The organism is Streptomyces sp. NPDC048825, from assembly GCF_043198355.1.
Taxonomy (GTDB): Bacteria; Actinomycetota; Actinomycetes; order Streptomycetales; family Streptomycetaceae; genus Streptomyces; species Streptomyces xiangluensis.
This window is the reverse complement of sequence record NZ_JBICUR010000003.1, coordinates 510,936-533,444: the sequence shown is the minus strand read 5'-3', so window position 1 is coordinate 533,444 and position 22,509 is coordinate 510,936. Positions and strand designations below refer to the sequence as shown.

At 69.4% G+C, this 22,509-nt stretch carries 19 protein-coding genes; 9 read left to right on the top strand and 10 right to left on the bottom strand.

The annotated features are described in order from the left end of the window. Window positions 1-41: 41 nt before the first annotated feature. From ACGFNK_RS11160 to ACGFNK_RS11150, 3 genes are all read left to right on the top strand, one after another. Window positions 42-2,033: a tetratricopeptide repeat protein gene (locus tag ACGFNK_RS11160; RefSeq protein ID WP_393414233.1), complete on the top strand. Its 1,992-nt coding sequence runs from the start codon at window positions 42-44 to the stop codon at window positions 2,031-2,033. 810 nt (window positions 2,034-2,843) lie between these two features. Beyond that, window positions 2,844-3,695 (top strand): helix-turn-helix domain-containing protein, encoded by an 852-nt coding sequence (locus ACGFNK_RS11155; RefSeq protein WP_393414230.1) that lies wholly within the window; start codon window positions 2,844-2,846, stop codon window positions 3,693-3,695. An 8-nt stretch (window positions 3,696-3,703) separates the two neighbouring features. Beyond that, window positions 3,704-3,895: a hypothetical protein gene (locus ACGFNK_RS11150; RefSeq protein ID WP_393414227.1), complete on the top strand. Its 192-nt coding sequence runs from the start codon at window positions 3,704-3,706 to the stop codon at window positions 3,893-3,895. 22 nt (window positions 3,896-3,917) lie between these two features. On the opposite strand, the gene ACGFNK_RS11145 is transcribed toward ACGFNK_RS11150, so the two are convergent. Beyond that, on the bottom strand, window positions 3,918-4,352 hold the full coding sequence (locus tag ACGFNK_RS11145; RefSeq protein WP_344388635.1) for a PPOX class F420-dependent oxidoreductase: 435 nt from the start codon (window positions 4,350-4,352) through the stop codon (window positions 3,918-3,920). Between the two features lie 212 nt (window positions 4,353-4,564). Between ACGFNK_RS11145 and ACGFNK_RS11140 the strand changes: the two genes are divergently transcribed. Continuing rightward, window positions 4,565-5,275: a helix-turn-helix domain-containing protein gene (locus tag ACGFNK_RS11140; protein WP_393414224.1), complete on the top strand. Its 711-nt coding sequence runs from the start codon at window positions 4,565-4,567 to the stop codon at window positions 5,273-5,275. A 54-nt stretch (window positions 5,276-5,329) separates the two neighbouring features. Here the strand turns inward: ACGFNK_RS11140 and ACGFNK_RS11135 are convergent, their stop codons facing one another. After that, on the bottom strand, window positions 5,330-6,355 hold the full coding sequence (locus tag ACGFNK_RS11135; RefSeq protein ID WP_388686050.1) for an ATP-dependent 6-phosphofructokinase: 1,026 nt from the start codon (window positions 6,353-6,355) through the stop codon (window positions 5,330-5,332). 258 nt (window positions 6,356-6,613) lie between these two features. On the opposite strand from ACGFNK_RS11135, the gene pta reads away from it, so the two are divergent. The 3 genes from pta (at window position 6,614) to pyk (ending at window position 11,456) form a co-directional block, all read left to right on the top strand. After that, window positions 6,614-8,725 carry a phosphate acetyltransferase gene (pta, locus tag ACGFNK_RS11130; RefSeq protein ID WP_393414221.1) on the top strand — a complete coding sequence of 704 codons (2,112 nt, stop codon included), beginning with the start codon at window positions 6,614-6,616 and terminating at the stop codon, window positions 8,723-8,725. After that, window positions 8,722-9,930, top strand: a complete 1,209-nt coding sequence (locus tag ACGFNK_RS11125) for an acetate kinase (RefSeq protein WP_393414219.1) — start codon at window positions 8,722-8,724, stop codon at window positions 9,928-9,930. The genes pta and ACGFNK_RS11125 overlap by 4 nt, the downstream gene beginning before the upstream one ends. A gap of 107 nt (window positions 9,931-10,037) precedes the next feature. Beyond that, window positions 10,038-11,456, top strand: a complete 1,419-nt coding sequence (pyk, locus tag ACGFNK_RS11120) for a pyruvate kinase (RefSeq protein ID WP_393414216.1) — start codon at window positions 10,038-10,040, stop codon at window positions 11,454-11,456. Window positions 11,457-11,589: 133 nt separating this feature from the next. On the opposite strand, the gene ACGFNK_RS11115 is transcribed toward pyk, so the two are convergent. The 4 genes from ACGFNK_RS11115 to ACGFNK_RS11100 form a co-directional block, all read right to left on the bottom strand. Beyond that, window positions 11,590-12,855: a hypothetical protein gene (locus tag ACGFNK_RS11115; protein WP_393414213.1), complete on the bottom strand. Its 1,266-nt coding sequence runs from the start codon at window positions 12,853-12,855 to the stop codon at window positions 11,590-11,592. Between the two features lie 76 nt (window positions 12,856-12,931). After that, window positions 12,932-13,468 (bottom strand): DUF6114 domain-containing protein, encoded by a 537-nt coding sequence (locus ACGFNK_RS11110; protein ID WP_393414210.1) that lies wholly within the window; start codon window positions 13,466-13,468, stop codon window positions 12,932-12,934. A 204-nt stretch (window positions 13,469-13,672) separates the two neighbouring features. Then, complete coding sequence (locus ACGFNK_RS11105; RefSeq protein ID WP_393414207.1) at window positions 13,673-14,305, bottom strand: DUF6230 family protein; 633 nt, start codon at window positions 14,303-14,305, stop codon at window positions 13,673-13,675. A 632-nt stretch (window positions 14,306-14,937) separates the two neighbouring features. Continuing rightward, a complete protein-coding gene (locus ACGFNK_RS11100; protein ID WP_393414204.1) occupies window positions 14,938-15,921 on the bottom strand; it encodes a tetratricopeptide repeat protein in 984 nt (327 codons plus the stop codon). 238 nt (window positions 15,922-16,159) lie between these two features. Here ACGFNK_RS11100 and ACGFNK_RS11095 point away from each other — a divergent pair, with 238 nt between their 5' ends. Next, the gene (locus ACGFNK_RS11095) at window positions 16,160-16,789 is read left to right on the top strand and encodes a TetR/AcrR family transcriptional regulator (RefSeq protein ID WP_393414201.1); all 630 of its coding nucleotides are present in this window, start codon (window positions 16,160-16,162) and stop codon (window positions 16,787-16,789) included. A gap of 195 nt (window positions 16,790-16,984) precedes the next feature. Here ACGFNK_RS11095 and ACGFNK_RS11090 read toward each other — a convergent pair whose 3' ends face one another. From ACGFNK_RS11090 to ACGFNK_RS11075, 4 genes are all read right to left on the bottom strand, one after another. Further along, complete coding sequence (locus ACGFNK_RS11090; RefSeq protein WP_393414198.1) at window positions 16,985-18,685, bottom strand: methylmalonyl-CoA mutase; 1,701 nt, start codon at window positions 18,683-18,685, stop codon at window positions 16,985-16,987. A 92-nt stretch (window positions 18,686-18,777) separates the two neighbouring features. Then, window positions 18,778-19,116 carry a DUF3817 domain-containing protein gene (locus ACGFNK_RS11085; RefSeq protein WP_344388658.1) on the bottom strand — a complete coding sequence of 113 codons (339 nt, stop codon included), beginning with the start codon at window positions 19,114-19,116 and terminating at the stop codon, window positions 18,778-18,780. A gap of 64 nt (window positions 19,117-19,180) precedes the next feature. Continuing rightward, window positions 19,181-19,690, bottom strand: coding sequence for a MarR family transcriptional regulator (locus tag ACGFNK_RS11080; RefSeq protein WP_344388660.1), 510 nt, complete (start codon window positions 19,688-19,690; stop codon window positions 19,181-19,183). A 32-nt stretch (window positions 19,691-19,722) separates the two neighbouring features. Next, the gene (locus tag ACGFNK_RS11075) at window positions 19,723-21,006 is read right to left on the bottom strand and encodes an MFS transporter (RefSeq protein WP_393414193.1); all 1,284 of its coding nucleotides are present in this window, start codon (window positions 21,004-21,006) and stop codon (window positions 19,723-19,725) included. A 98-nt stretch (window positions 21,007-21,104) separates the two neighbouring features. Here ACGFNK_RS11075 and ACGFNK_RS11070 point away from each other — a divergent pair, with 98 nt between their 5' ends. Further along, window positions 21,105-22,085, top strand: coding sequence for a DUF5937 family protein (locus ACGFNK_RS11070; RefSeq protein WP_393414190.1), 981 nt, complete (start codon window positions 21,105-21,107; stop codon window positions 22,083-22,085). Window positions 22,086-22,509 lie beyond the last annotated feature (424 nt).

Below are 22,509 nucleotides of genomic sequence, written 5' to 3'. Positions count from 1 at the left end.
TCCCGCCCCGCCCCCTCGGCTTCACGGGCCGATCGGCGGAAATGGGCCGCCTGCTCCCCCGCCTCGAACCCGCCCCGGACGGAGCCGCCGCGCTCCCTCTCCTCATCTTCGCCGTCACCGGCATGGGCGGCATCGGCAAGACGGCACTGGCGGTGGAGGCCGCCCATCAGGCCTGCGCGAGGGGCTGGTTTCCCGGCGGCACGCTCTTCGTCGACCTGCGCGGCTACGACGACGCCCCCGTCACCGCCGACCAAGCCGTCCTCGCCCTCCTCGACGCCCTCGGCGTACGTGGCCCGGATCTGCCACAGACGACGGCGCGCCAGTACGACACGTACCGCACCCTCCTCGCCGAGCGACAGGATCGGACGCTGCTGATCCTGGACAACACCTCGGACCCGTCCCAGTTCCTCCCCCTGCTGCCCGGGACGGACCACCACCGGGTGTTGATCACGTCCCGAGACCGCCCGGACTCCCTCCCCGTACGCCTCATCGACCTCGAAACACTCGCCCCGGACGACTCCGCCGCCCTCGTGACCCGCGCCCTCCACGAAGCTGACGAACGCGACGACCGCCCGTCCCGGGAACAGGACGCCCTCCGCGAACTGGCCTCCCTCTGCGGCCACTTGCCCCTCGCCCTCCAGATCGCCGCCGCCATGCTGCGTCGGCGCCGCCACCGCGACATCGCCTCGCTGGTGACCGAGATCAAGGAGGCCGCCGACCCCACCGCCGTACTCGACAACGGCAGTCGCGGCACCGACCTGTACGGCCGTTCGCTCGTGCTCCGCCCGGTCCTGAAGACCTCGTACCGCCGTCTCCCACCCGACCAGGCCCGACTGCTGCGCCTGCTCGCCCTCGCCCCCGGTACGGAGACGGGCGCCGAGGCCGTGGCCGCCCTGGCCGACCTCGACATGGAGACCGCCCTGGGCCTGCTGGAGGACCTCGCCGCCACCCATCTGGTCACGCCGGTCCAGGGCGTCGAGATCTCGGCTTCCGGTGTGCGATGGCGGTTGCATGACTTGGTGCGGGCGTTCGGGGTGGGTGTGGTGGAAAGGGATGCGGCGTTGATGGCGGAGGGGAAGGCGGCGCGGGAGCGGGTACTGGAGTTCTACTACCGGTGGGCGGATGCCGCCGACGACCGGTTGCGCTGGCTGCCCGGGATGCCGGAGCCGGAGCGGTTCGCGGATCGGGCGCAGGCGCTGGAGTGGCTGGACGGGGAGCGGGCGGGGCTGGTGGCGGCGGTGCAGTGGGCGGGGGAGGAGCGGTACGCGGACACGGCGGTGCGGCTGGCCGAATGCCTGACGGAGTACCTGTCCTGGCGGCGGTCCTTCGACGACTGGATCACCGTCGGCCGGGCCGCCCGGGAGGCCGCCCACCGCGCCGGGGACCGCCACGGCGAGGCCGCCGCGTGGGGCAACCTCGGCAACGCCCTGCAGGAGGCGGGCCAGACAGAGGAGGCGATCGACGCGCACACCCGCGCCCGCGACCTGTTCCGGGCGGCCGAGGACCGCCACAGCGAGGCCGCCGCGTGGAACAACCTCGGCCTCGCCCTGCGGGGGGCGGGCCAGGTTGGGGAGGCGATCGACGCACACACCTGCGCCCGCGACCTGTTCCGGGCGGCCGAGGACCGCCACCGCGAGGGCACCGCGTGGAACAACCTCGGCAACGCCCTACAGGAGGCGGGCCAGACAGAGGAGGCGATCGACGCGCACACCCGCGCCCGCGACCTGTTCCGGGCGGCCGAGGACCGCCACCGCGAGGGCAGCGCGTGGACCAACCTCGGCCTCGCCCTATGGCAGGCGGGCCGGGTGGAGGAGGCGGTCGAGGCGTACGCCAAGGACCTGGAGATCTGCCGGGAGTTCGAGGACTGGTACCGGGCAGGCCAGACCCTCCACAACCTGGCCCTCGCCCACCAGTCCGCCCACCACCCCATCGATGCCCGCGCCTGCTACCTCCAGTCCGCCGACGCCTTCACCCGCGCCAACGCCCCCACCGAAGCCACCCAAGCCCGCATCTGGGCCGAAGAACAGGAATAGCGCCCGGCTCGCATCTCACCCCACCTCACCCCCCACCCCCGCATAGCCCCGAGCCCCCCGCCAAGGCAAAACCGCCCACATCCGAGTCCCACCCCCAGGCTCTCGAGCCTCCCCGAACCCCCACTCCCCCTCACACGCCCGCACCACGCACCCCAACACCCGCAACGCCGCCCGCCTCCGCGCATCACAAGCCGCCGCCAGCCGAGGATGCGTATGCCGCGGATGCCCGTCGTAGAAGATCACCCGCAACGCCCCCTCCCGACAACGCAGCGACAGATACACCTCGGCCCCCGACGTGAACCGGCAAGCACACGCGGCCAGTTCACCCACCACCTGCACTGCCGCATCCGTCACGTCCTCCAGCCGATGCAACTGGAGGACCTCCCTGGTCGTTGCCCGAGCGATCCGAGGGCTGGTCAGATCGGCGGGAAGCGTGAGGCTGTACGCGAGGGTGTCGGGTGACGGTGACGGGGTTGCCACCGACATGTCGTTGAGGACGGGGCAGACGGAGACGGCTGTCGCGGGCATACGGAACTCCCTTGAGAACTCGGTGAATTGACGGATCTTGACGTCTCGACCCGACCGGTGGCCTGTCTCCCTGACGCGAGCCCACCCCTCCCAGGGAAGGAGAACCTGGGCAGGCTCGCGCGATGCGCTTCCGACTATGTCGGGCCGTAAGCGACTCGTCACCGAATGTAGAGGGATTTGGTGGCTCCTTGCCACTCAATCAACGACATTGCCACTAACGTGGTGGACCAACCAGGCACGAAAGCGGCAGACTTACGCCGCAACCGCTGAAGGAAGAGACACATGCCGCCGAGGTCAACACCCACGGAACGTCAGAAGCGACTGGGCGCGGAGCTGCGCAAGATGCGCCTCGCAGCAGACGTGACCACGGAGTACGCCGCCGGACTACTGGGCCTCGACAGGGCGAAGATCTCCAACATTGAGGCCGGGGTCCGGACCATCACGGCGGACCGCCTCAGGACCCTCGCCTGCAACTACGCGTGCCGCGACAAGGCCTACGTCGACGCACTGGTCGACATGGCCGGCGACCGTACACGCGGCTGGTGGGACGCGTACCGGGGACAACTGTCCGCAGGCCTCCTCGACATCGCAGAACTGGAGTGGCACGCCAAGAGCGTCCGCGCAGGTCTGGCCATGCACATGCCGGGCCTACTCCAGACCGACAGCTACGCCCGCACGCTCTTCGGCGCGGCACTCCCACCCTTGTCACCGGCAGAGGTCGAGCTGCGTGTGGCCCTTCGCTTGCAACGCCAGCAGGTGCTGTACCGCGAGGAGCCGATCACGTACGTGGGCTACGTACACGAGGCCGCCCTGCGCGTCGAGTTCGGCGGCGCCAAAGTGATGCGCGGGCAACTGGATCACCTCTGCGACGTGTCCGAGCGTGACAACATCGACGTACGCGTGATCCCCTTCAAGGCCGGGGCCTTCCCCGGCGCAGGCCAAGCGGTGATCTACGCCGAAGGACCCGTCCCGCAGCTCGACACAGTGGAACTCGACTCCGCACACGGCCCCGAGTTCACGCACGGCCAGTCCCAACTCGACAAGTACCGAGCCCACTTGGACTGGATGGAGACCGCGTCACTCTCGTCCAGTGCGTCATGTGACTTCATCCGCGACATCGCCCGTCAATTCTGAGGAGCACCATGCCCGAGATCACGTGGGAAGAGCCCTTCTGCGCCGAAGGCGCCAACTGCTTCCGCATAGGCACCGACCCCCAAGGCAACGCCTACATAGCCCTGGCCGGCCAAGAAGACCACTACCTCACCGACACCCGCGAAGCCCTCCGCAGCCTCATCCTCGACATCAAGGCCGGAAAGGCCGACCACCTGCTGTAGCCCCTCACTTGCCCCTCGCCCCTCACTCCGGCAGCACCCCAGGACGGAACTTCTCCACCCCCACCACATGCCGCACCCGCGTCGGCTCGATCAACAACATCACCCGCTGCTCCCCGGGGAGCAGCCACGGATACCGGTCCTCGCCGATGTACTTCTGCGCCAGGCGGTCCATGGCCCGCTCAGCCGTCTCACCCTCGACGAAACGTGCGACCCGGCCCCGGATCTCCACGCGGTCGTAGGGGTTCTCGGCGTCATGGTGGGACAGCGAAACGTTCGGATTGCGCCGCAGGTTGTCGACCTTCACGCGGCCGATCGACGTGTTGACCATGACGTACTCATCCTCGATGTCCGCCCACATGGGCGAAACCTGCGGTGTGCCGTCCGGGCCGACCGTGGCCAGATGCCAGAAGTTCGGCGCCAGGAGCCGCTCACGAATGTGGCCGTCGATGCTGCTCATACCGGTGCCGCCCCTTCACGGTCGTGCTGCCCGCTCGCGCGGGCACGTACGGCGCCATCCTCGTGGCCGGGACCGAGTTCCCGCCAGATGATCTTCAGCCACCTCCGACACGCATCGGAAGCGATCGTACGGGTATCCGAAACAGTAGAATCCGACAATCCGTAATCCTGGCCGAACAGACCGTAGTCACCGCAGCCCCGCACCCCTACCTTGTGCACGTGCACCAGTCGCCACCCCCCGAGCCCACCCCGCCCTTCAACGCCCCTGTCGCCCGCAGACTCCGCAGCGCGCTCGGCATGGGACCAGAACATGTCGCGTACGGGATGCGGACCTCGTACGGACTGCCCTATGTGACACCCGACCTCGTCGCCGCCTGGGAGAGAGGCGTCGCGGCGCCCGGCAATGCCGAACTCGTCGCGCTCGCGGGCGTGTTGTGGTGCTCGCCTGCCGACCTCATTGGCGCGCCACAGACGCTGCGGGAGTTCCGGCTCGCGCGCGGTATACCGGCAGAGGATGTTGCACGGGCCGTCGGACTCGAACTCGCCGTGTACCTACGGATGGAGGAGAACAACGAGTGGCGCGGCAACGAGCGTCAGTCCGCGGCCCTCGCCGGGGTGCTCGGCCTCGCGCTGCCGGATCTCGTCACCGTCAGGGGACGCCGCCCGAAGCTCGCCGAGCTGCTGCGCAACGCGTGCTCCACGCGCTGGCAGGCGTACGTGCGTCCCGTCAGCAAGCTGTTGCCGCTGGACCGGCGGCTCGTGGAGGACGTGCTCGAGTCGCTGTACACGGAGTACCAGCTCCAAATGGCACCCACCCTGAGCTGGGGCAATGGGACAGTCGCGGTCGAAGCGGGCGCGGCCCGGAACTACCTGGACCAGGTCGTCGACCACTTCTGGTCCACCGTCCAGCGCCACGCCCCGTAAAGCCACGGCCCAACGACCCATGAAGCAGCCGGAGGACCGGCCTGGAACACCGGCCTAGAACACCGACTCCGCCTCGTCCATCCGGTCCTTCGGCACCGTCTTCAGTTCCGTGACCGCCTCCGCGAGCGGCACCATCTCGATCTCCGTGCCGCGCAGCGCCGTCATTCGCCCGAACTCGCCCCGGTGGGCGGCTTCGACGGCATGCCAGCCGAAGCGGGTGGCGAGCACGCGGTCGTACGCCGTCGGTGTGCCGCCGCGCTGGACGTGGCCGAGAATGACCGGCTTGGCCTCCTTGCCGAGCCGCCGCTCCAGTTCGTACGCGAGTGCCGTGCCGATGCCCTGGAAGCGCTCGTGGCCGAACTGGTCGATCTCGCCGTGGCCGTAGTCCATGGTGCCCTCGGCGGGGTGGGCGCCCTCGGCCACGCACAGCACCGCGAACTTCTTGCCGCGGGCGAAGCGCTCCTCGACCATCTTGACCAGGTCGCCCGGGTCGAAGGCCCGCTCGGGCAGGCAGATGCCGTGGGCGCCGGCGGCCATGCCGGACTCGAGCGCGATCCACCCGGCGTGGCGGCCCATGACCTCGACGACCATGACGCGCTGGTGCGACTCGGCGGTGGTCTTGAGGCGGTCCATCGCCTCGGTGGCGACGCCGACCGCGGTGTCGAAGCCGAAGGTGCGGTCGGTGGACGAGATGTCGTTGTCGATCGTCTTCGGTACGCCGACGACCGGCAGGCCGACGTCCGAGAGCATCCGGGCGGCCGTGAGCGTGCCCTCGCCGCCGATCGGGATGAGCGCGTCGATGCCGAACTCGCGCATCTCGTCCTGGGCCCCCTCGCAGGCCTCGCGCAGTCGGTCGCGCTGGAGGCGGGAGGAGCCGAGGATGGTGCCGCCGCGGGCGAGGATGCCGCTGACCGCGTCCAGGTCGAGGGTGCGGTAGCGGCCGTCGAGCAGTCCCGCGTAACCGTCCTCGAAGCCGATCACCTCGTCGCCGTAGTGAGCGACGGCGCGGTGCACGACCGACCGGATCACTGCGTTCAGCCCGGGGCAGTCGCCGCCTGCGGTGAGAACTCCGATACGCATCGTGCTGTTTCTCCTGCTCGCTGCTTGGTACGTAAGGGCTGTCGGTACTTGTGAACTGTCGTGCGCTGTCGGTACGTGTAAGCCGGTCCGATTGTTTCACGGGGGGCCTGAGCACCTCTTGACCACCCGGTCCCCGACAGCCATTTCGCGCCCCGATGGGACGGGTGCCCTAACCATGCTCAGAGGTATTGTCAAGAGGGCACGCACGACCCCCACGATAGCGGCTGATTTTGACCAGTGAGGAAACGGAGAGCACACGTGACGCGCAGCGTGTACGTGACCGGGATCGACCGGGGCGACGGGCGCCAGGTCGTCGAGCTGGGAGTGATGGAGCTCCTGACCCGCCAGGTCGACCGGGTGGGGGTGTTCCGCCCGCTGGTCCATGACGATCCCGACCGCCTCTTCGAACTGCTGCGGGCCCGCTACCGGCTCGCACAGGACCCGGCGACGGTCTACGGCATGGACTACCACGAGGCCTCCACGCTCCAGGCCGAGCAGGGCACCGACGAACTGGTCTCGCAACTGGTGGACCGCTTCCACCGGGTGGCGCGCGACTACGACGTGGTCCTCGTCCTGGGCACCGACTACGCGGACACGCAGTTCCCGGACGAGCTGTCCCTCAACGCCCGGCTGGCGAACGAGTTCGGCGCCTCGGTCATCCCCGTCGTGGGCGGCCGCAAGCAGACCGCGGAGTCGGTGCAGGCGGAGACCCGCAACGCGTTCCGGGCCTACGACCACCTGGGCTGTGACGTCCTCGCGATGGTGGTCAACCGGGTGGCCCCGCTGGACCGCGCGGAGATCCACGCGGGCCTCGACTCCCGCCTCCCGGTGCCCTGTTACGTACTGCCGGACGAGCCCGCGCTGGCCGCGCCGACGGTCGCCCAGATCACCCATGCACTCGGTGGCAGGGTCCTGCTCGGCGACGACGCGGGGCTCGCACGCGACGCGCTGAACTTCGTGTTCGGCGGCGCGATGCTGCCGACCTTCCTCGGCGCCCTGACCCCGGGCTGCCTGGTCGTCACCCCCGGCGACCGCGCCGACCTCGTCGTGGGCGCCCTCGCCGCGCACAGCGCCGGCACCCCGCCCATCGCGGGCGTCCTGCTCACCCTGGACGAGCGCCCCAGCGACGACGTCCTCACGCTGGCCGCCCGGCTCGCCCCCGGCACCCCGGTCGTCTCGGTGGCCGGCAACAGCTTCCCGACGGCGGCCGAACTCTTCGGCATGGAAGGCAAGTTGAACGCGGGGACACCCCGCAAGGCGGAGACCGCCCTCGGCCTCTTCGAGCGGTACGTCGACACCGGCGGCCTCCTCAGCCGGGTCTCGGCACCGAGCAGTGACCGCGTCACGCCGATGATGTTCGAGCACCAGCTCCTGGAGCAGGCCCGCTCGGACATGCGTCGCGTCGTGCTGCCCGAGGGCACCGAGGAGCGCGTGCTGCACGCCGCCGAGGTGCTGCTGCGGCGCGGTGTCTGCGAGCTGACGCTGCTCGGCCCGGTGGACCAGATCCGCAAGAAGGCCGCGGACCTCGGCATCGACCTCGTCAAGGCACAGCTCATCGACCCGACGACCTCGGAGCTGCGCGAGCGTTTCGCCGAGAAGTACGCGGCGCTGCGCGCCCACAAGGGCGTGCCGGTGGAGCTGGCGTACGACGTGGTCTCGGACGTGAACTACTTCGGCACCCTGATGGTCGAGGAGGGGCTGGCCGACGGCATGGTGTCGGGGTCCGTGCACTCCACCGCGGCGACCATCCGGCCCGCCTTCGAGATCATCAAGACGAAGCCGGACGCGTCGATCGTGTCGTCCGTCTTCTTCATGTGCCTGGCCGACAAGGTCCTGGTGTACGGGGACTGCGCGGTCAATCCCGATCCGAACGCCGAGCAGTTGGCCGACATCGCGGTCCAATCGGCCGCCACCGCCCAGCAGTTCGGTGTCGAGCCGCGGATCGCGATGCTCTCGTACTCGACCGGGACGTCCGGCTCGGGCGCGGACGTGGACAAGGTGCGCCGGGCCACGGAGCTGGTCCGGGCGAGCCGCGACGATCTGAAGATCGAGGGCCCGATCCAGTACGACGCCGCCGTGGAGCCGTCGGTCGCGGCAACCAAGCTGCCGGGGTCCGAGGTCGCCGGGCAGGCGTCCGTGCTGATCTTCCCGGACCTCAACACGGGCAACAACACGTACAAGGCCGTGCAGCGTTCGGCCGGCGCAATCGCCGTCGGCCCGGTTCTGCAGGGCCTGCGCAAGCCGGTCAACGACCTGTCCCGCGGCGCGCTCGTCGGGGACATCGTGAACACCGTCGCCATCACGGCGATCCAGGCCCAGACCCAGACTCCCATCCCATCGCCCACGACGCCGAAAGCTTCCGCCCTGTGACTGGCACCCGCGTCCTCGTCCTCAACTCCGGCTCCTCGTCGGTGAAGTACCAGCTGCTCGACATGCGCGACAGCAGCCGCCTCGCGGTGGGCCTCGTCGAGCGCATCGGCGAGGAGACGTCCCGCCTGAAGCACACGCCGCTGGCAAACGGGGGCAAGGCACGCGAGCAGACCGGCCCGATCGCCGACCACGAGGCCGCCCTGAAGGCCGTCGCCGAGGAGCTGGGCAAGGACGGACTCGGCCTGGACTCCCCCGAGTTGGCGGCGATCGGTCACCGGGTCGTGCACGGCGGCAAGCAGTTCACCGAGCCGACGGTCATCGACGAGCGGGTCCTCGCGGAGATCGAGCGGCTGATCCCGGTGGCGCCCCTGCACAACCCGGCCAACCTGACGGGTATTCGTACGGCACAGGCGCTGCGCCCGGACCTCCCGCAGGTGGCCGTCTTCGACACGGCGTTCCACACGACGATGCCGGAGTCCGCGGCCCGCTACGCGATCGACGTCGAGACCGCCGACGAGCACCGCATCCGCCGCTACGGCTTCCACGGCACCTCGCACGCCCATGTCTCGCGCGCGACCGCGAAGCTGCTCGGCAGGGCGCCCGAGGAGGTGAACGTCATCGTGCTGCACCTGGGCAACGGAGCCTCGGCCTCGGCTGTCCGGGCGGGCAGGTGCGTGGACACGTCCATGGGGCTGACGCCTTTGGAGGGACTGGTGATGGGTACGCGGTCCGGAGACCTGGATCCGGCGGTCATCTTCCATTTGGCACGTGTTGGCGGGATGTCCATGGACGAGATCGACACTTTGCTGAACAAGAAGAGCGGCCTGATCGGCCTGTGCGGCGACAACGACATGCGGGAGATCCGTCGCCGCGTCGACGAAGGGGACGAGCGGGCGCGGCTCGCCTTCGACATCTACATCCACCGCCTGCGGAAATACATCGGCGCCTATTACGCGGTGCTCGGCCGGGTGGACGCGATCGCCTTCACGGCGGGGGTCGGTGAGAACGCGGCCCCGGTGCGCGAAGCTGCGGTCGCGGGCCTGGAGGGGCTGGGCCTGGCGGTCGACGCCGAGCGCAACTCCGTCCGGTCCGACGAGCCACGGCTGGTCTCGCCGGAGGGGGCGAGGGTCGCGGTGGCCGTCGTACCGACCGACGAGGAACTGGAGATCGCCACCCAGACGTACGCACTTGTGGGCAGCCTCTGAGGCTCCCGTGGGCGGTTCTGAAACCCTCAACTGAGCGGCATTCCGCCCCTTTGTATCTTCCACCAGACGGAATATTCCGCAGTGAAACAAACCGTTAGGATCCCCCCATGCGCCGTTCGAAAATCGTCTGCACTCTGGGCCCAGCCGTCGACTCCCATGAGCAGCTTGTGTCGCTCATCGAGGCCGGTATGAACGTGGCCCGCTTCAACTTCAGCCACGGCTCGCACGCCGAGCACCAGGGGCGGTACGACCGTGTCCGGGCCGCCGCCGAGGAGACGGGCCGCGCGATCGGCGTCCTGGCCGACCTCCAGGGCCCGAAGATCCGGCTGGAGACCTTCGCCGAGGGGCCCGTCGAGCTGGAGCGCGGTGACGAGTTCACCATCACCACCGAGGACGTACCGGGCGACAAGTCGATCTGCGGCACGACCTACAAGGGCCTGCCGGGCGACGTCGCCAAGGGCGACCAGGTCCTGATCAACGACGGCAACGTCGAGCTGAAGGTCGTCGAGGTCGAGGGTCCCCGGGTCCGTACGGTCGTCATCGAGGGCGGCGTGATCTCGGACCACAAGGGCATCAACCTGCCCGGCACGGCCGTGAACGTGCCCGCGCTGTCCGAGAAGGACGTCGAGGATCTGCGCTTCGCGCTGCGCATGGGCTGCGACCTGGTGGCGCTGTCCTTCGTGCGCGACGCCGACGACGTGAACGACGTACACAAGATCATGGACGAGGAGGGCCGCCGGGTCCCCGTCATCGCCAAGGTGGAGAAGCCGCAGGCGGTGGAGAACATGGAGGCCGTCGTGGCGGCCTTCGACGGCGTCATGGTCGCGCGTGGCGACCTGGCCGTCGAGTACCCGCTCGAGAGGGTCCCGATGGTACAGAAGCGCCTCGTGGAGCTGTGCCGCCGCAATGCCAAGCCGGTGATCGTCGCGACCCAGATGATGGAGTCGATGATCACCAACTCCCGTCCCACGCGCGCCGAGGCGTCCGATGTGGCCAACGCGATCCTGGATGGCGCGGACGCCGTCATGCTGTCCGCGGAGTCGAGTGTGGGCGCGTTCCCGATCGAGACCGTGAAGACGATGTCGAAGATCGTCCAGGCCGCCGAGCAGGAGCTGCTCGCCAAGGGCCTGCAGCCGCTCGTACCGGGCAAGAAGCCGCGTACGCAAGGCGGTTCGGTGGCCCGTGCCGCGTGTGAGATCGCGGACTTCCTGGGCGCCAGGGGCCTGGTGGCCTTCACCCAGTCCGGCGACACCGCCCGCCGGCTGTCCCGCTATCGCGCGGCCCAGCCGATCCTGGCCTTCACCCCGGACGAGTCCACCCGCAACCAGCTCGCGCTGAGCTGGGGCGTCGAGCCCCACGTCGTGCCGCTCGTGAGCAGCACCGACGAAATGGTCGAGCTGGTCGACCAGGAGATGGTCAGGCTCAAGCGGTTCAACGACGGCGACACGGTGATCATCACCGCCGGTTCGCCTCCCGGCGTGCCCGGCACCACGAACATGGTCCGAGTGCACCACCTGGGCGGCTGACCCGCTCCGGTCCCCTTCCGATACGCCACTGAGGGCGCCCCCCGCCGCGCGGGGGGCGCCCTCTGAGGGTCCCTCCCAGGCCCTTGAGGCACTGGGGGAGTGTGTGCGGCTCCGGCCGGACCAGCCCGTGGGACTACCCGAGCGGCGTGGTGTACTGCTGCAGGCCGGGGACGGTCAGCGTTCCGCCGAACTGGGCGGCCTGCACGACCTTCACCTTGGTGAAGTAGATCAACGGGATGTTCAGCGGCGGCGGGTGCTTCGGGTCGAACGTGACCGGGATCAGACCGAGCAGGTTGCCGGAGATGCTCTCCGTGTACATGACCGTCTTGCCGTCACGGATGGTGGACGTCGAGCCCTTGGCCGCCTGCACGTGGTGCTTCGCCCCGGCATCCTTGTCGTCAACGGTCTGGTGCAGATCACCGATGTCGGTACCGTCGGAGATCACGTACTTCAGGACCTCCTTGACCGTGCCGTTGGCGGTCTTCACCTTGACGACGCCCTGGTAGTCGGCGCCCTTGAGCAGCAGCGAGCTGGCCTCCAGCTGCCAGGGGTCGTCGGCCAGGGCCGGGATGCCCTGCTCGAGACCGCCCTCGTCCTCCGTGGCGGCCGGGCAGTTCTCCGGGTCCGTGGTGGAGCTCTCGGACGGGCTGGGGGACGGGGACGCGGTGGCCTCGTCGGCTGCCTCCTCCGCCTTCTCCGCGGTGTCCTCGGCTGTTTCCTCGGCCTTCTCGGCCGCGTCGTCCGCCGTGTCCGCGACGTCCTTGGCGGCGTCCTCGACCGTGTCGGTCGCCTTGTCCGCGGCGTCCCCGGCAGCGTCCTCAGCCGTGTCCTCGTTCGCCGACGGGGAGGGAGTGGGCGACGGGCTGGCAGCCGCCTCCTGTTCCTCCTGCTCCTTGTCGTCGGGCGTGAAGAGGTCCTCCAGCGCCTTGCCGAGGCCCAGCGGGTCGAGCGGGTTCTCCGGCTCGGACTCCGAGGGGGACGGCGACGGGGTCGGCTCGGCCTCCTCGGCGGGCGCCGTGGGCTCCGAGGGGGACGGCGTCGGCTCGGGCTTGTCGTCGGAACCTGAATCCGACGAAGAGCCGTTGTCCGCCGAGCCGTTGTCCGCGGAGCTGTCGCCCGAAGCGTCCTCGCCCGAGGAGCCCTGCTCCTCGTTGTCGTCGGACGCGGGGCCGCTCGTCGAGGCGGAGGGCGAGGGTGAGGGCGACGCGTCCTTGCCCTCCTCGGTCTCCTCCTCCAGCGCGTCGACGCACTCCTTGTACTCGTCGATCGTCAGGTTCTTCGCCGACGGCTTGTCGTCGGCCCGGGCGAGCGTCGGTGTGAGGCCCATGCCCATGATGATCGCGGTCGGCATCGACGCGATGGCTATCGCCTTGCCCGCGGGCATCTGCAGCCTCGTCATCAAGGGCTTCTTGGGGGCTGCATGCCGCGGCCCGGTTCTCGCCCGGGGCTCTCCCGCGTCCACGCGGTGGACCTCCTCAGGCACTGTGCCTCCCGTTCGCCCCGTTGCTCGGGCTCGTTCCTGACAGATCGTTCGGCTCGCTCGCCCCGCCCGCCGCCATGGCTTCGGGGGCGCCTCCTTCGTCCGTACGGTCCGTCTTGGCCGGCTCCGCCGTGGGCTCCTCGCCGGGTGCCCAGGACACGGCCATCGCGCCGCCGAACAGCGCGAGCAGGAAGCCGATGAGGAACCCGCCGAGGTTGGACACCGGGATGGACACCAGCGCCAGCAGGATCGCCGCCACACCGGCGAAGACCCGTACATGCTTCTGGAACCACAGACTGATCCCGAGCACGATCAGCAGCACGCCGATGATCAGGGAACCCGCGCCCGCGGTGGTGGCCATCGCCAGGGTCAGGTGACCTATCTGGAGATTCGCATACGGGAAATACATGATCGGGATCCCGCCGAGCAGGATGAACAGACCGGCCCAGAACGGCCGGCTGCCCCTCCAGGCGCGGAACCGCAGCCGCCTATCGGTGAACTGGCTGCGCGTGGCTGGAGTGTCGGCGCTCATGGAAAACAGCTCCCTGGAACGGCGTTGCTGTGAGAGGTGAAAGCTGGGGGCGTGGTGTGGGGGTGGGGGGTGGCGAGTGTACGGACCGGGTGGCGTCGCACGGACGTCGATGACGACATCCGACGAACCTGCAGAGGGACTTCAAAGACGAGAAGGAGGTGTGACGGGCGGGGAAGCGCGACTCCCCCACCCGCCACGGAGTGCCTAGTAGCACTCCTTGACGCCCGCGGACAGCTTCATCGTCAGCCCGCTCAGCTTGAAGGTTCCGGCAGTGGTCGCCCACGCCGTCTGCTCCACGTCCTTGAGAAGGACCTCGTCGGCCTGCTGCGCGAATCCGAACGGGTTCGCCTTGTCGCCCTTGGCAATGCCGGGACCCTTGTTGGCGTCTCCGGCGGCCACACCGATGTCGATGTTGGTGAACTCGGCATCGGCCTTCAGGTCGGCGACGTCGATGTACAGATTCTCCGCCTCGACCGGCGTCTTACCGCCACCGGCCTTGAGGATGAGGCTGACATTGCCGAGCACCGGGATGTTCGGCGTGACGACGGACTGGCACAGTTCCTTGATCGTCGCCTGCTTGAACGCCGAGACCGCGACGGGGTGCGACGTCTTCTTGCCATCGAGGGTGTACCCCGAGTCGATGGCGCCGTACTGCGAAAAGCCCGTGCCCTTGAGCTCCTTGGTCGTCACCTTGAACGACTGGCCCGACACGCTGAACGACGCGGCGAGAGCGCTGTTGGCCAGGGCCATGCCTATCGCGGCCGTCGCGGCCACGCTGGGCACCATGACCACAGCGAACCGCTTCCATCTGGTCCCGCCACGCACCTGGGACTCCATATTTCCTCCTTCTCGGACGTACATCTCCGGCCCTGACGGCCCCCGGTCGGCGGCTCGGTCGGGCAGGGATGGGAGAAGTGCTACGTCCTCGGGAAGGAGAGCGCCCGTACTCAGAGGCGCGAAGGGCGCCCCAACACAAGCGATCACCCCCGAGCGACAACCACTGGTCGCGCCTGAACACTTCACGCACAACCTGCCGGACAGGCTCTGCCCGAAAGCAAAGACCCCCCTGTCCAAGGAGCGGCGCCACTGCCGCCGCTCCTACTCGGTGGGGACCCAGGAAGACCCGTTGACCCGATTGGCTGTCGGGATGCGGGAATGGACCGAGCGTCGCCGATCGTGGTGCATTCACGCCGTCGCCGCAAGGGGGTTCATTACTGGCTAGTAACGGCCGGATAACCGAACAACGACCCGCCGGTATCGGCCGACGACGCAGGGTGTCCCCGAGGTGAGTAACAAAACCGTTGATCTTTGGACGGAGTCCGGCAGATCGACGCCTGCCTCTTACTCCAAGTAACAGCGGCCGCGTTTACCAAGATTTGGTAAAACACGGCCGCAGGGTCGCTCAGTCGACAAATCTTTCACTCAGGCAACAGGGGCCCCAGTGGTTGCCTCGGAGGGCTAGCCACCGGTCAGAACAGGGCGCGAGCCAGTGCTCTGCGTGCAGCGGTTACTCGCGGATCGTCACTGCCGACGACCTCGAACAGCTCCAACAGCCGCATACGCGCGGCATCCCGGTCGTCACCGGCCGTACGCGCCACGGTGTCGACAAGCCGCCCGAACGCGTCCTCGACATGACCACCCACCAGATCCAGGTCCGCGGCGGCGATTTGAGCCTGTACGTCAGCCGGGTTCTCGGCGGCGTCCTTGCGCACCTGCTGCGCATCGGCGTTCTGCACGCGCTGGAGCAACTCGGCCTGGGCAAGGCCCAGTTTGGCCTCCGTATTGCCCGGGTCGTCACTCAGCACGTTCTTGTACGCCTGCACCGCACCGCCCAAGTCCCCCGCGTCCAGGGCCTGTACGGCGGCTTCGAGCAGCGCGTCGTACGGACCGGCCGGCACCTCGGGAGCCGCCTCGGCCTCGACGCCGGGTCCGGCCTCGGTATCCGGGTCGACCGTGAGGCCGGTCAGACCGAAGCGCTGCTCGGCGACCTGGATGAGCTGGTCCAGGGTGCCCCGGATCTGCGGCTCGGGGGCGGCGCCCTGGAAGAGCGGCAGGGCCTGGCCGGCCACCACCGCGAAGACGGCCGGGATCCCCTGGATCCCGAACTGCTGCATCAGCATCTGATTGGCGTCGACGTCGATCTTGGCGAGGACGAAGCGGCCGTTGTACTCGGCGGCGAGCCGCTCCAGGAGCGGGCTCAGCTGCTTGCACGGCTCGCACCACTCGGCCCAGAAGTCGATGACGACGGGCACCTCGGTGGAGCGCTGCAGGACGTCACGCTCAAAACCCGCCTCGTCTACGTCAATCACAAGGCTGGCGGTGGAGACAGCGCCTCCCCCGCCCTGCTTCGCCGCTTCGGCGCGTGCCTGCTCCGCCTTCGCCTTGGCCTCCTGGGCCGCCTTCACCGCGGCGAGGTCGACGACTCCGCTCATGGACATGTTCCGTGGCTGCATGGGTTCATCTTCCCCCCTCCGCGTACGTACCGGAAAAGCGCGGTGAAATCCGGGCCTGCCGCGTGGCGTTCGACGCCGGGTCCCCACCTGGCGCCGCGTGGTCGTCGCTCGTACGCAGGCTTTCGCTACGAGCCGTAGCGTAACTGGATCGGGAACCCCCGCGGAACCAAGTCCCGGTGATCTCCCTCACCTTGCTTCCCCGCACCGAGTCACAGGAACCGCCCGCTATGGTCGACGAATGCACAGCCGCACTTCCGCCCCACGCGCCACAGGGGGCCGCCCCCGCAGCGCCACCGCGGACGCGGCGATCCTGGCGGCGACGCGGGCGGCGCTGGTCGAACTCGGCTGGTCCAAGCTGACACTCGGCGATGTGGCGACGCGTGCGGGCGTCGCCAAGACCACCCTCTACCGCCGCTGGGCCGGCAAGAACGAACTGGTCGTCGACGCGGTGGCCGCCCTCTTCGACGAACTCGAACTCCCCGACCGCGGCAGTCTCGCCGCCGACATCGAGGGCGTAGTCCTCCGGTTCGCGGCGATCCTGGCCCGCCCGGAGGCGAAGAGCGGCCTGATGGCGGTGGTAGCGGAGTCGATCCACGACGACGCACTGCGCGACCGCATCCGCGCGTCGATCGTCGAGCGCCAGAAACTCCTCGTCCTGGAGGGACGCGCACGCGCCCAGCAGCGCGGGGAACTGCCGGAGGAGAGCGACCCCGAAACCGCGGCTCGCACCGCGGACCTCATCTTCGACGTGATCGCAGGCGCGGTGGTGCACCGGGCCCTGGTGAGTGCAGAGCCCGTCGACACGGACTGGACCAGGAGCTTCACCGTGCTCCTACTGAACGGCCTGACCGCATCGTCAATGGCCTGAGGCCCGCTCGCGAGAGGCGCAGCCATTCTCCAAGCGCTTCACGCGCCTACAGCTGCCGGTCCCCTTGCCAGGTGACGGACGTCAGCACGGCCAGACCGCCATGGGCCAGGCCCTGGCACACATCAAGCCGACGCACGAAAAGGCGGTGAGGGGAACAACAACCCCTCACCGCCCTCAGCGGACGACACCTCGACGCTAGAACCCCGCCGGTTCCGTATACACCCCCCACTCGTCCCGGAGGGCGTCGCAGATCTCCCCCAGCGTCGCCTCCGCCCGCACCGCCTCCAGCATCGGCTCGATCATGTTCGAGCCGTCCCGCGCGGCGGTAAGCATCGCGTCCAGGGCACCCCGTACGACTGCCTCGTCCCGGCCCGACCGGCGATCGGCGAGCACCCGCACCTGGTCCCGCTCCACCTCGTGACTGACCCGCAGGATCTCCAGGTCACCGGTCACAGAGCCATGGTGGACGTTCACCCCCACCACCCGCTTGTCCCCCTTCTCCAGAGCCTGCTGGTACTGGAAGGCGGACTCGGCGATCTCCCCGGTGAACCAGCCGTCCTCGATGCCCCGCAGAATCCCGGAGGTGATGGGCCCGACGGGGTGCTGCCCGTCCGGGTGGGCCCTGAGACCCCGCTCCCTGATCTGCTCGAAGATCTTCTCGGCATCCGCCTCGATCCGGTCGGTCAGCTGCTCGACGAACCACGAACCGCCCAGCGGGTCCGCCACGTTGGCGACCCCGGTCTCCTCCATCAGCACCTGCTGCGTACGCAGCGCGATCTCGGCCGCCTGCTCGGAGGGCAGCGCCAGCGTCTCGTCCAGCGCGTTGGTGTGCAGCGAGTTGGTCCCACCCAGCACGGCAGCCAGCGCCTCGACCGCCGTGCGCACCACGTTGTTGTACGGCTGCTGCGCCGTCAGCGAGACACCGGCGGTCTGCGTGTGGAAACGCAGCCACTGCGCCTTCTCGGACTTCGCGCCGTACACATCTCGCATCCACCGCGCCCAGATCCGCCGCGCCGCCCGGAACTTGGCGATCTCCTCGAAGAAATCGAGATGCGCGTCGAAGAAGAAGGAGAGCCCGGGAGCGAACACATCGACGTCCAGGCCGCGCGAGAGCCCCAGCTCGACGTACCCGAACCCGTCGGCGAGGGTGTACGCCAGTTCCTGCGCGGCCGTCGAGCCGGCCTCACGGATGTGATAGCCGGAGACGGACAACGGCTTGTACGCGGGGATCTTCGACGCGCAGTGCTCCATCAGGTCGCCGATGAGACGCAGGTGCGGCTCAGGCTGGAAGAGCCACTCCTTCTGCGCGATGTACTCCTTGAAGATGTCCGTCTGGAGCGTGCCGTTCAGGACGGCCGGATCGATGCCCTGGCGCTCGGCGGCGACCAGGTACATGCAGAAGACCGGCACGGCGGGCCCGCTGATCGTCATCGACGTCGTGACGTCACCCAGCGGGATGTCCTTGAACAGGACCTCCATGTCCACGGCGGAGTCGATCGCGACCCCGCAGTGCCCGACCTCACCGAGCGAGCGTGGATCGTCGGAGTCACGCCCCATGAGCGTGGGCATGTCGAAGGCCACGGACAGACCGCCCCCGCCGTTGCCGAGGATCGACTTGTAGCGCTCGTTGGTCTGCTCGGCGTTCCCGAACCCGGCGAACTGCCGGATGGTCCACGTCCGCCCTCGGTAGCCGGTCGCGTAGAGCCCCCGCGTGTAGGGGTACTCCCCCGGCCAGCCGATCCGCTCGAACCCCTCATACGTGTCTCCGGGCCGTGGCCCGTACACCGGCTCCACAGGATCGCCGGAAAGCGTCGTGAAGTCGGCCTCACGCTTGCGTGAAGCGTCGTACCGGGCCTGCCACCGTCGGCGGCCCTCTTCGATGGCGTCAGCGTCCATACCTTCGAATTTACTAGGACGTCCTAGTAAATGTCGATGGCAGACCGCCACGGACTACTCCATGGCGGTAGTGACTCAGGTCTCGATGAGGCTCAGGCCTTGGCCACGGCGGCCGGATCGTCCACGACCTTGGCCTCCAGCTCGTGCGTGACCTTGCGCTCCACGAAGAACGCGGCCGTCGGCACCGTGCCTGCGAGCAGCACCCACAGCAGCTTCGGCACCGGCCACTTCGCCTTGGAGCCCATGTCGAAGGCGAACACCAGGTAGACGACGTACAGCCAGCCGTGCGCGATGCTGACCACGCGCGTGAAGTCCGCGGCGCCGTCCACGTCGAGCACGTACTTGCCGACCATCCCGACAACCAGCAGGACCAGCAGCACACCTGTGACGTAGGCCATGACGCGGTAGCGGGTCAGCACGCTCTTTTTCATGCGTACGAGCGTAACCGGCGGTTTCGTACGGTCTTCGGGCGCCCCCGGACCGTACGCCCCGGTCCTAGCCCTCTTCGAAGTCGTGCGCGGCGATGCGCAGAGGCCGCAGCATCGCGAAGATCTCCGCGCACTCCTCCGCGTCGTACACCCCGAGCCCGAAGTCCATCGCCATCAGGTCGCGGGTGGCGGCCTCCACGACCTCACGGCCCTTGTCGGTGATGGAGGCGAGCGTGCCACGCCCGTCGTTGGGATTGGGCCGCTTGTCCACCAGGCCCGACCTGACCAGCCTGTCGACAGTGTTCGTGACGGACGTCGGGTGCACCATGAGCCGCTCGCCGATCTTGGACATCGGCAGTTCGCCGGCTTTGGAGAAGTTGAGCAGCACCAGTGCCTCGTAGCGCGCGAACGTCAGCCCGTACGGCTTGACGACCGCGTCGACCTCGGCCAGCAGGATCTGGTGCGCACGCATGATCGAGGTGATCGCGGCCATGGACGGCACGGACCCCCAGCGCTGCTTCCAGAGTTCGTCGGCGCGGGCGATGGGATCGAAAGGAAGACTGAGCGGCTTCGGCACGGCAAAGACCCTACCGGCCGGTCATATCGTGGTCAGCCCCGTCTCGCGGATCGGTCCCCGACTCCCGCCGTACGTCCCGTGCGCCGCACCTCCAGCACCAGGAGTACGCAGCAGGCGGTCCCGAACGCCCCGACCGAGCCCACCACCGTGCTCACTGACCAGAACTCGGCGGCGGCCCCGGCCAGCGCCATCCCCACGCCCTGGATCGTCATGAGCCCGGCCGTGTGCACGGTCATGGCCCGCCCGCGCAGTTCCTCGGGAACGGCGTCCACGAACCAGCGGTCGAGCCCGAGGGTGTACGCGCCCGCCGCCCCGGCGAGGAGCAGCGCGAGCAGGATCCAGCCGAGGCCCGGGTGGAGCGGGAAAAGGAGGAAGGGCAGCAGAGTGCCGCCCGCGAGAGGCAGCACGATCCGGGAGCGGGCCGCGGGTGACAGCGCGGCACCGGCGTAGAGCTCACCGGCGATCGTGCCGATCGGCATCGTGCACATCAGCAGTCCTACGCCGGCCGCGCCGACCCCGATCTCGTCCGCGTAGGCGGCGGCCAGCGCCTCGGGGGCGACGACGAACATCGGAGGTACCCACAGGAGCAGCAGGAGCGCCCGGATGCGGCGGTCGCGGAGGACGTCGCGGGTGCCGGCGAGCGAGTACCGCACAAGCGATCCGCCTCCGGCGCGCGCGGGCCTGCGTCGTGTGCCGAAGCGGAGGAGGAGCGCCGAGGTCAGGAAGGTGCCCAGGGTGATGACCAGCGCTCCGCGCGGCTGGACGAAGGTGAGCAGGACGCCGCCGAGTCCGAAGCCCACGAGTACGGCGCTCTGCGAGACCATCCGCAGCAGCGAACGCCCGAGGACGAACAGGTCGCCGTCCCCGAGGATCTCGGTCAGCGTGGCCATCCGCGTCCCGTTGAACACGGGCGACACGGCCGCGATGACGCACCGCAGCGCGAGCAGCGCGGCGACCGGCGTCGACGGCAGCGCCATCAGCGCCGCGCACCCGGCACACACCAGGTCGCACCCGACGAGCACGCGCCGCGCCGGGAACCGGTCCGCGACCCCGGCAAGCAGCGTCCCGCCCAGCAGGTACGGCAGGAACCCCAGCGCGAAAGCGAGCGCGCTGAGCAGGGGCGACCCGGTCAGCTCGTACACGAGCACGGTCAGCGCGATCTCGCTGATGACCACGCCGAGGAGGGAGAGGGCATGAGCGGCGAAGACGGCGCGGAACTCTCGTACGGCGAAGGCGGCTCCGTAACCGGCGGTGTCAGGTGGCGCGGGCCGCGTCGTTGGGTCCTTCTGTTCCAGCTCTTGCAGCTCTTCTGGCATGGGCAGCAGGTTGCACGCGCGGGTGCCGGTCGCCGTAGAGTTTCGGCTCAGGCCGAATCTTCGGGGGTGCCGAGTCGTCGAGGGAGGTGCGGGGTTCAGTGCCCTTCCGTCTGCACTTCGGCGAGGACGATCTGCTGCGGTGCCGGTTCGCGGTGTCCCCGCTGTGGGAGACGCAGGAAGCGGTACGCACGCTGAACCGGCCGGAGCGTCACGGCTATCACGCGAGCTGGCTGCGCCGTATCCGTTCGGCTGCCGCCGGGCTCGACCTCACGCCGCTGTGGCTGCTGATGCCGCAGCGTGGGCACACCCCCGACTGGCTGTGTCCGCCGCCGATCGGTCCGGCTGCCCCGTTCGAGGAGGAGATCGCGGCGGTCCGCGCGGTGCATCCCCGGGAGGCCCGCGAGGATACGGCACGCTCGCTCGCGGATACTCCGGGAGCCGCCGAATCCCGGCTAGGGCGCGCCCTGTTGAGGGATCCCGTCCGTATGGTCCAGCAACTGGCCGACCTGCTGGAGGCGGCCTGGCACACCCTCGTCGAGCCGGACTGGCCCCGGCTGCGTGCCCTGCTGGAAGCCGACGTCGCCTTCCATTCGCGCCGACTCGCCGAGGTGGGCCTCGGCGGGCTGCTGCCCGAGCTGGACCGGCGGTTCGCCTGGGGGACGGGCACGCTCACGGTCGACCGGAAGGGCGAGCACGTACGTGAACTAGGCGGTCAGGGCCTGGTGTTGATGCCCAGCGTCTTCTCCTGGCCGGACGTGGTGAGCGGCTTCGACCCGCCGTGGCAGCCCACGCTGGTCTACCCGGCGCGCGGCATCGGCGGCCTGTGGGCGTCGCCGACCGACCGCGCCTCCGACGCTCTCGTACGCCTCCTCGGCCGCGGCCGGGCCGGCGTGCTGACCGCGCTCGACGAGCCCGCCACCACAACGGCCCTCGCCCACCGCCTCGGCCTCGCGCCCTCCTCCGTGTCCGCACACCTGTCGGCACTACGGGCCGCGGGCCTGCTCGTCTCGCGGCGGTACGGGCACCAGGTGCTGTACGAGCGCACTCCGCTGGGCATGGCGCTGGCGTCGGGCGGCTGAACCCGGCCGGGGGTTGGGCGGGGGTTTTCCTTTCCCCCACCCCACCCCTTCCCGAAACTGGGGGCTGCGGCCCCCAGGCCCCCGCTATCGGCCTGCGGCCTCGTCCTCAAACGCCGGACGGGCTGACTGATGCGGCCCAGGGCTGCACCTTCCAGCCCCGGGCCGCGCAAGATCAGCCCCTTGGGGGCACCTCCCATCGGTAGCTGGGGAGTTTGAGGAGCGGGGGGCGGGGCCTGGCCCCGAAAGGGGGTGCGGGGCGAAGCCCCGAGGGGTGTCGGGGGGCGCAGCCCCGAGGAGGTCCAGGGGCGGCAGCCCTGCGGAGGTCCAGCTGGCGGAGCCCCGCGAGGGGCCAGGGGCGAAGCCCCTGGTGGTGGGGGCTGGGGCGGAGCCCCAGCGGGGTTCCGGGGCGGAGCCCCGGGGATGG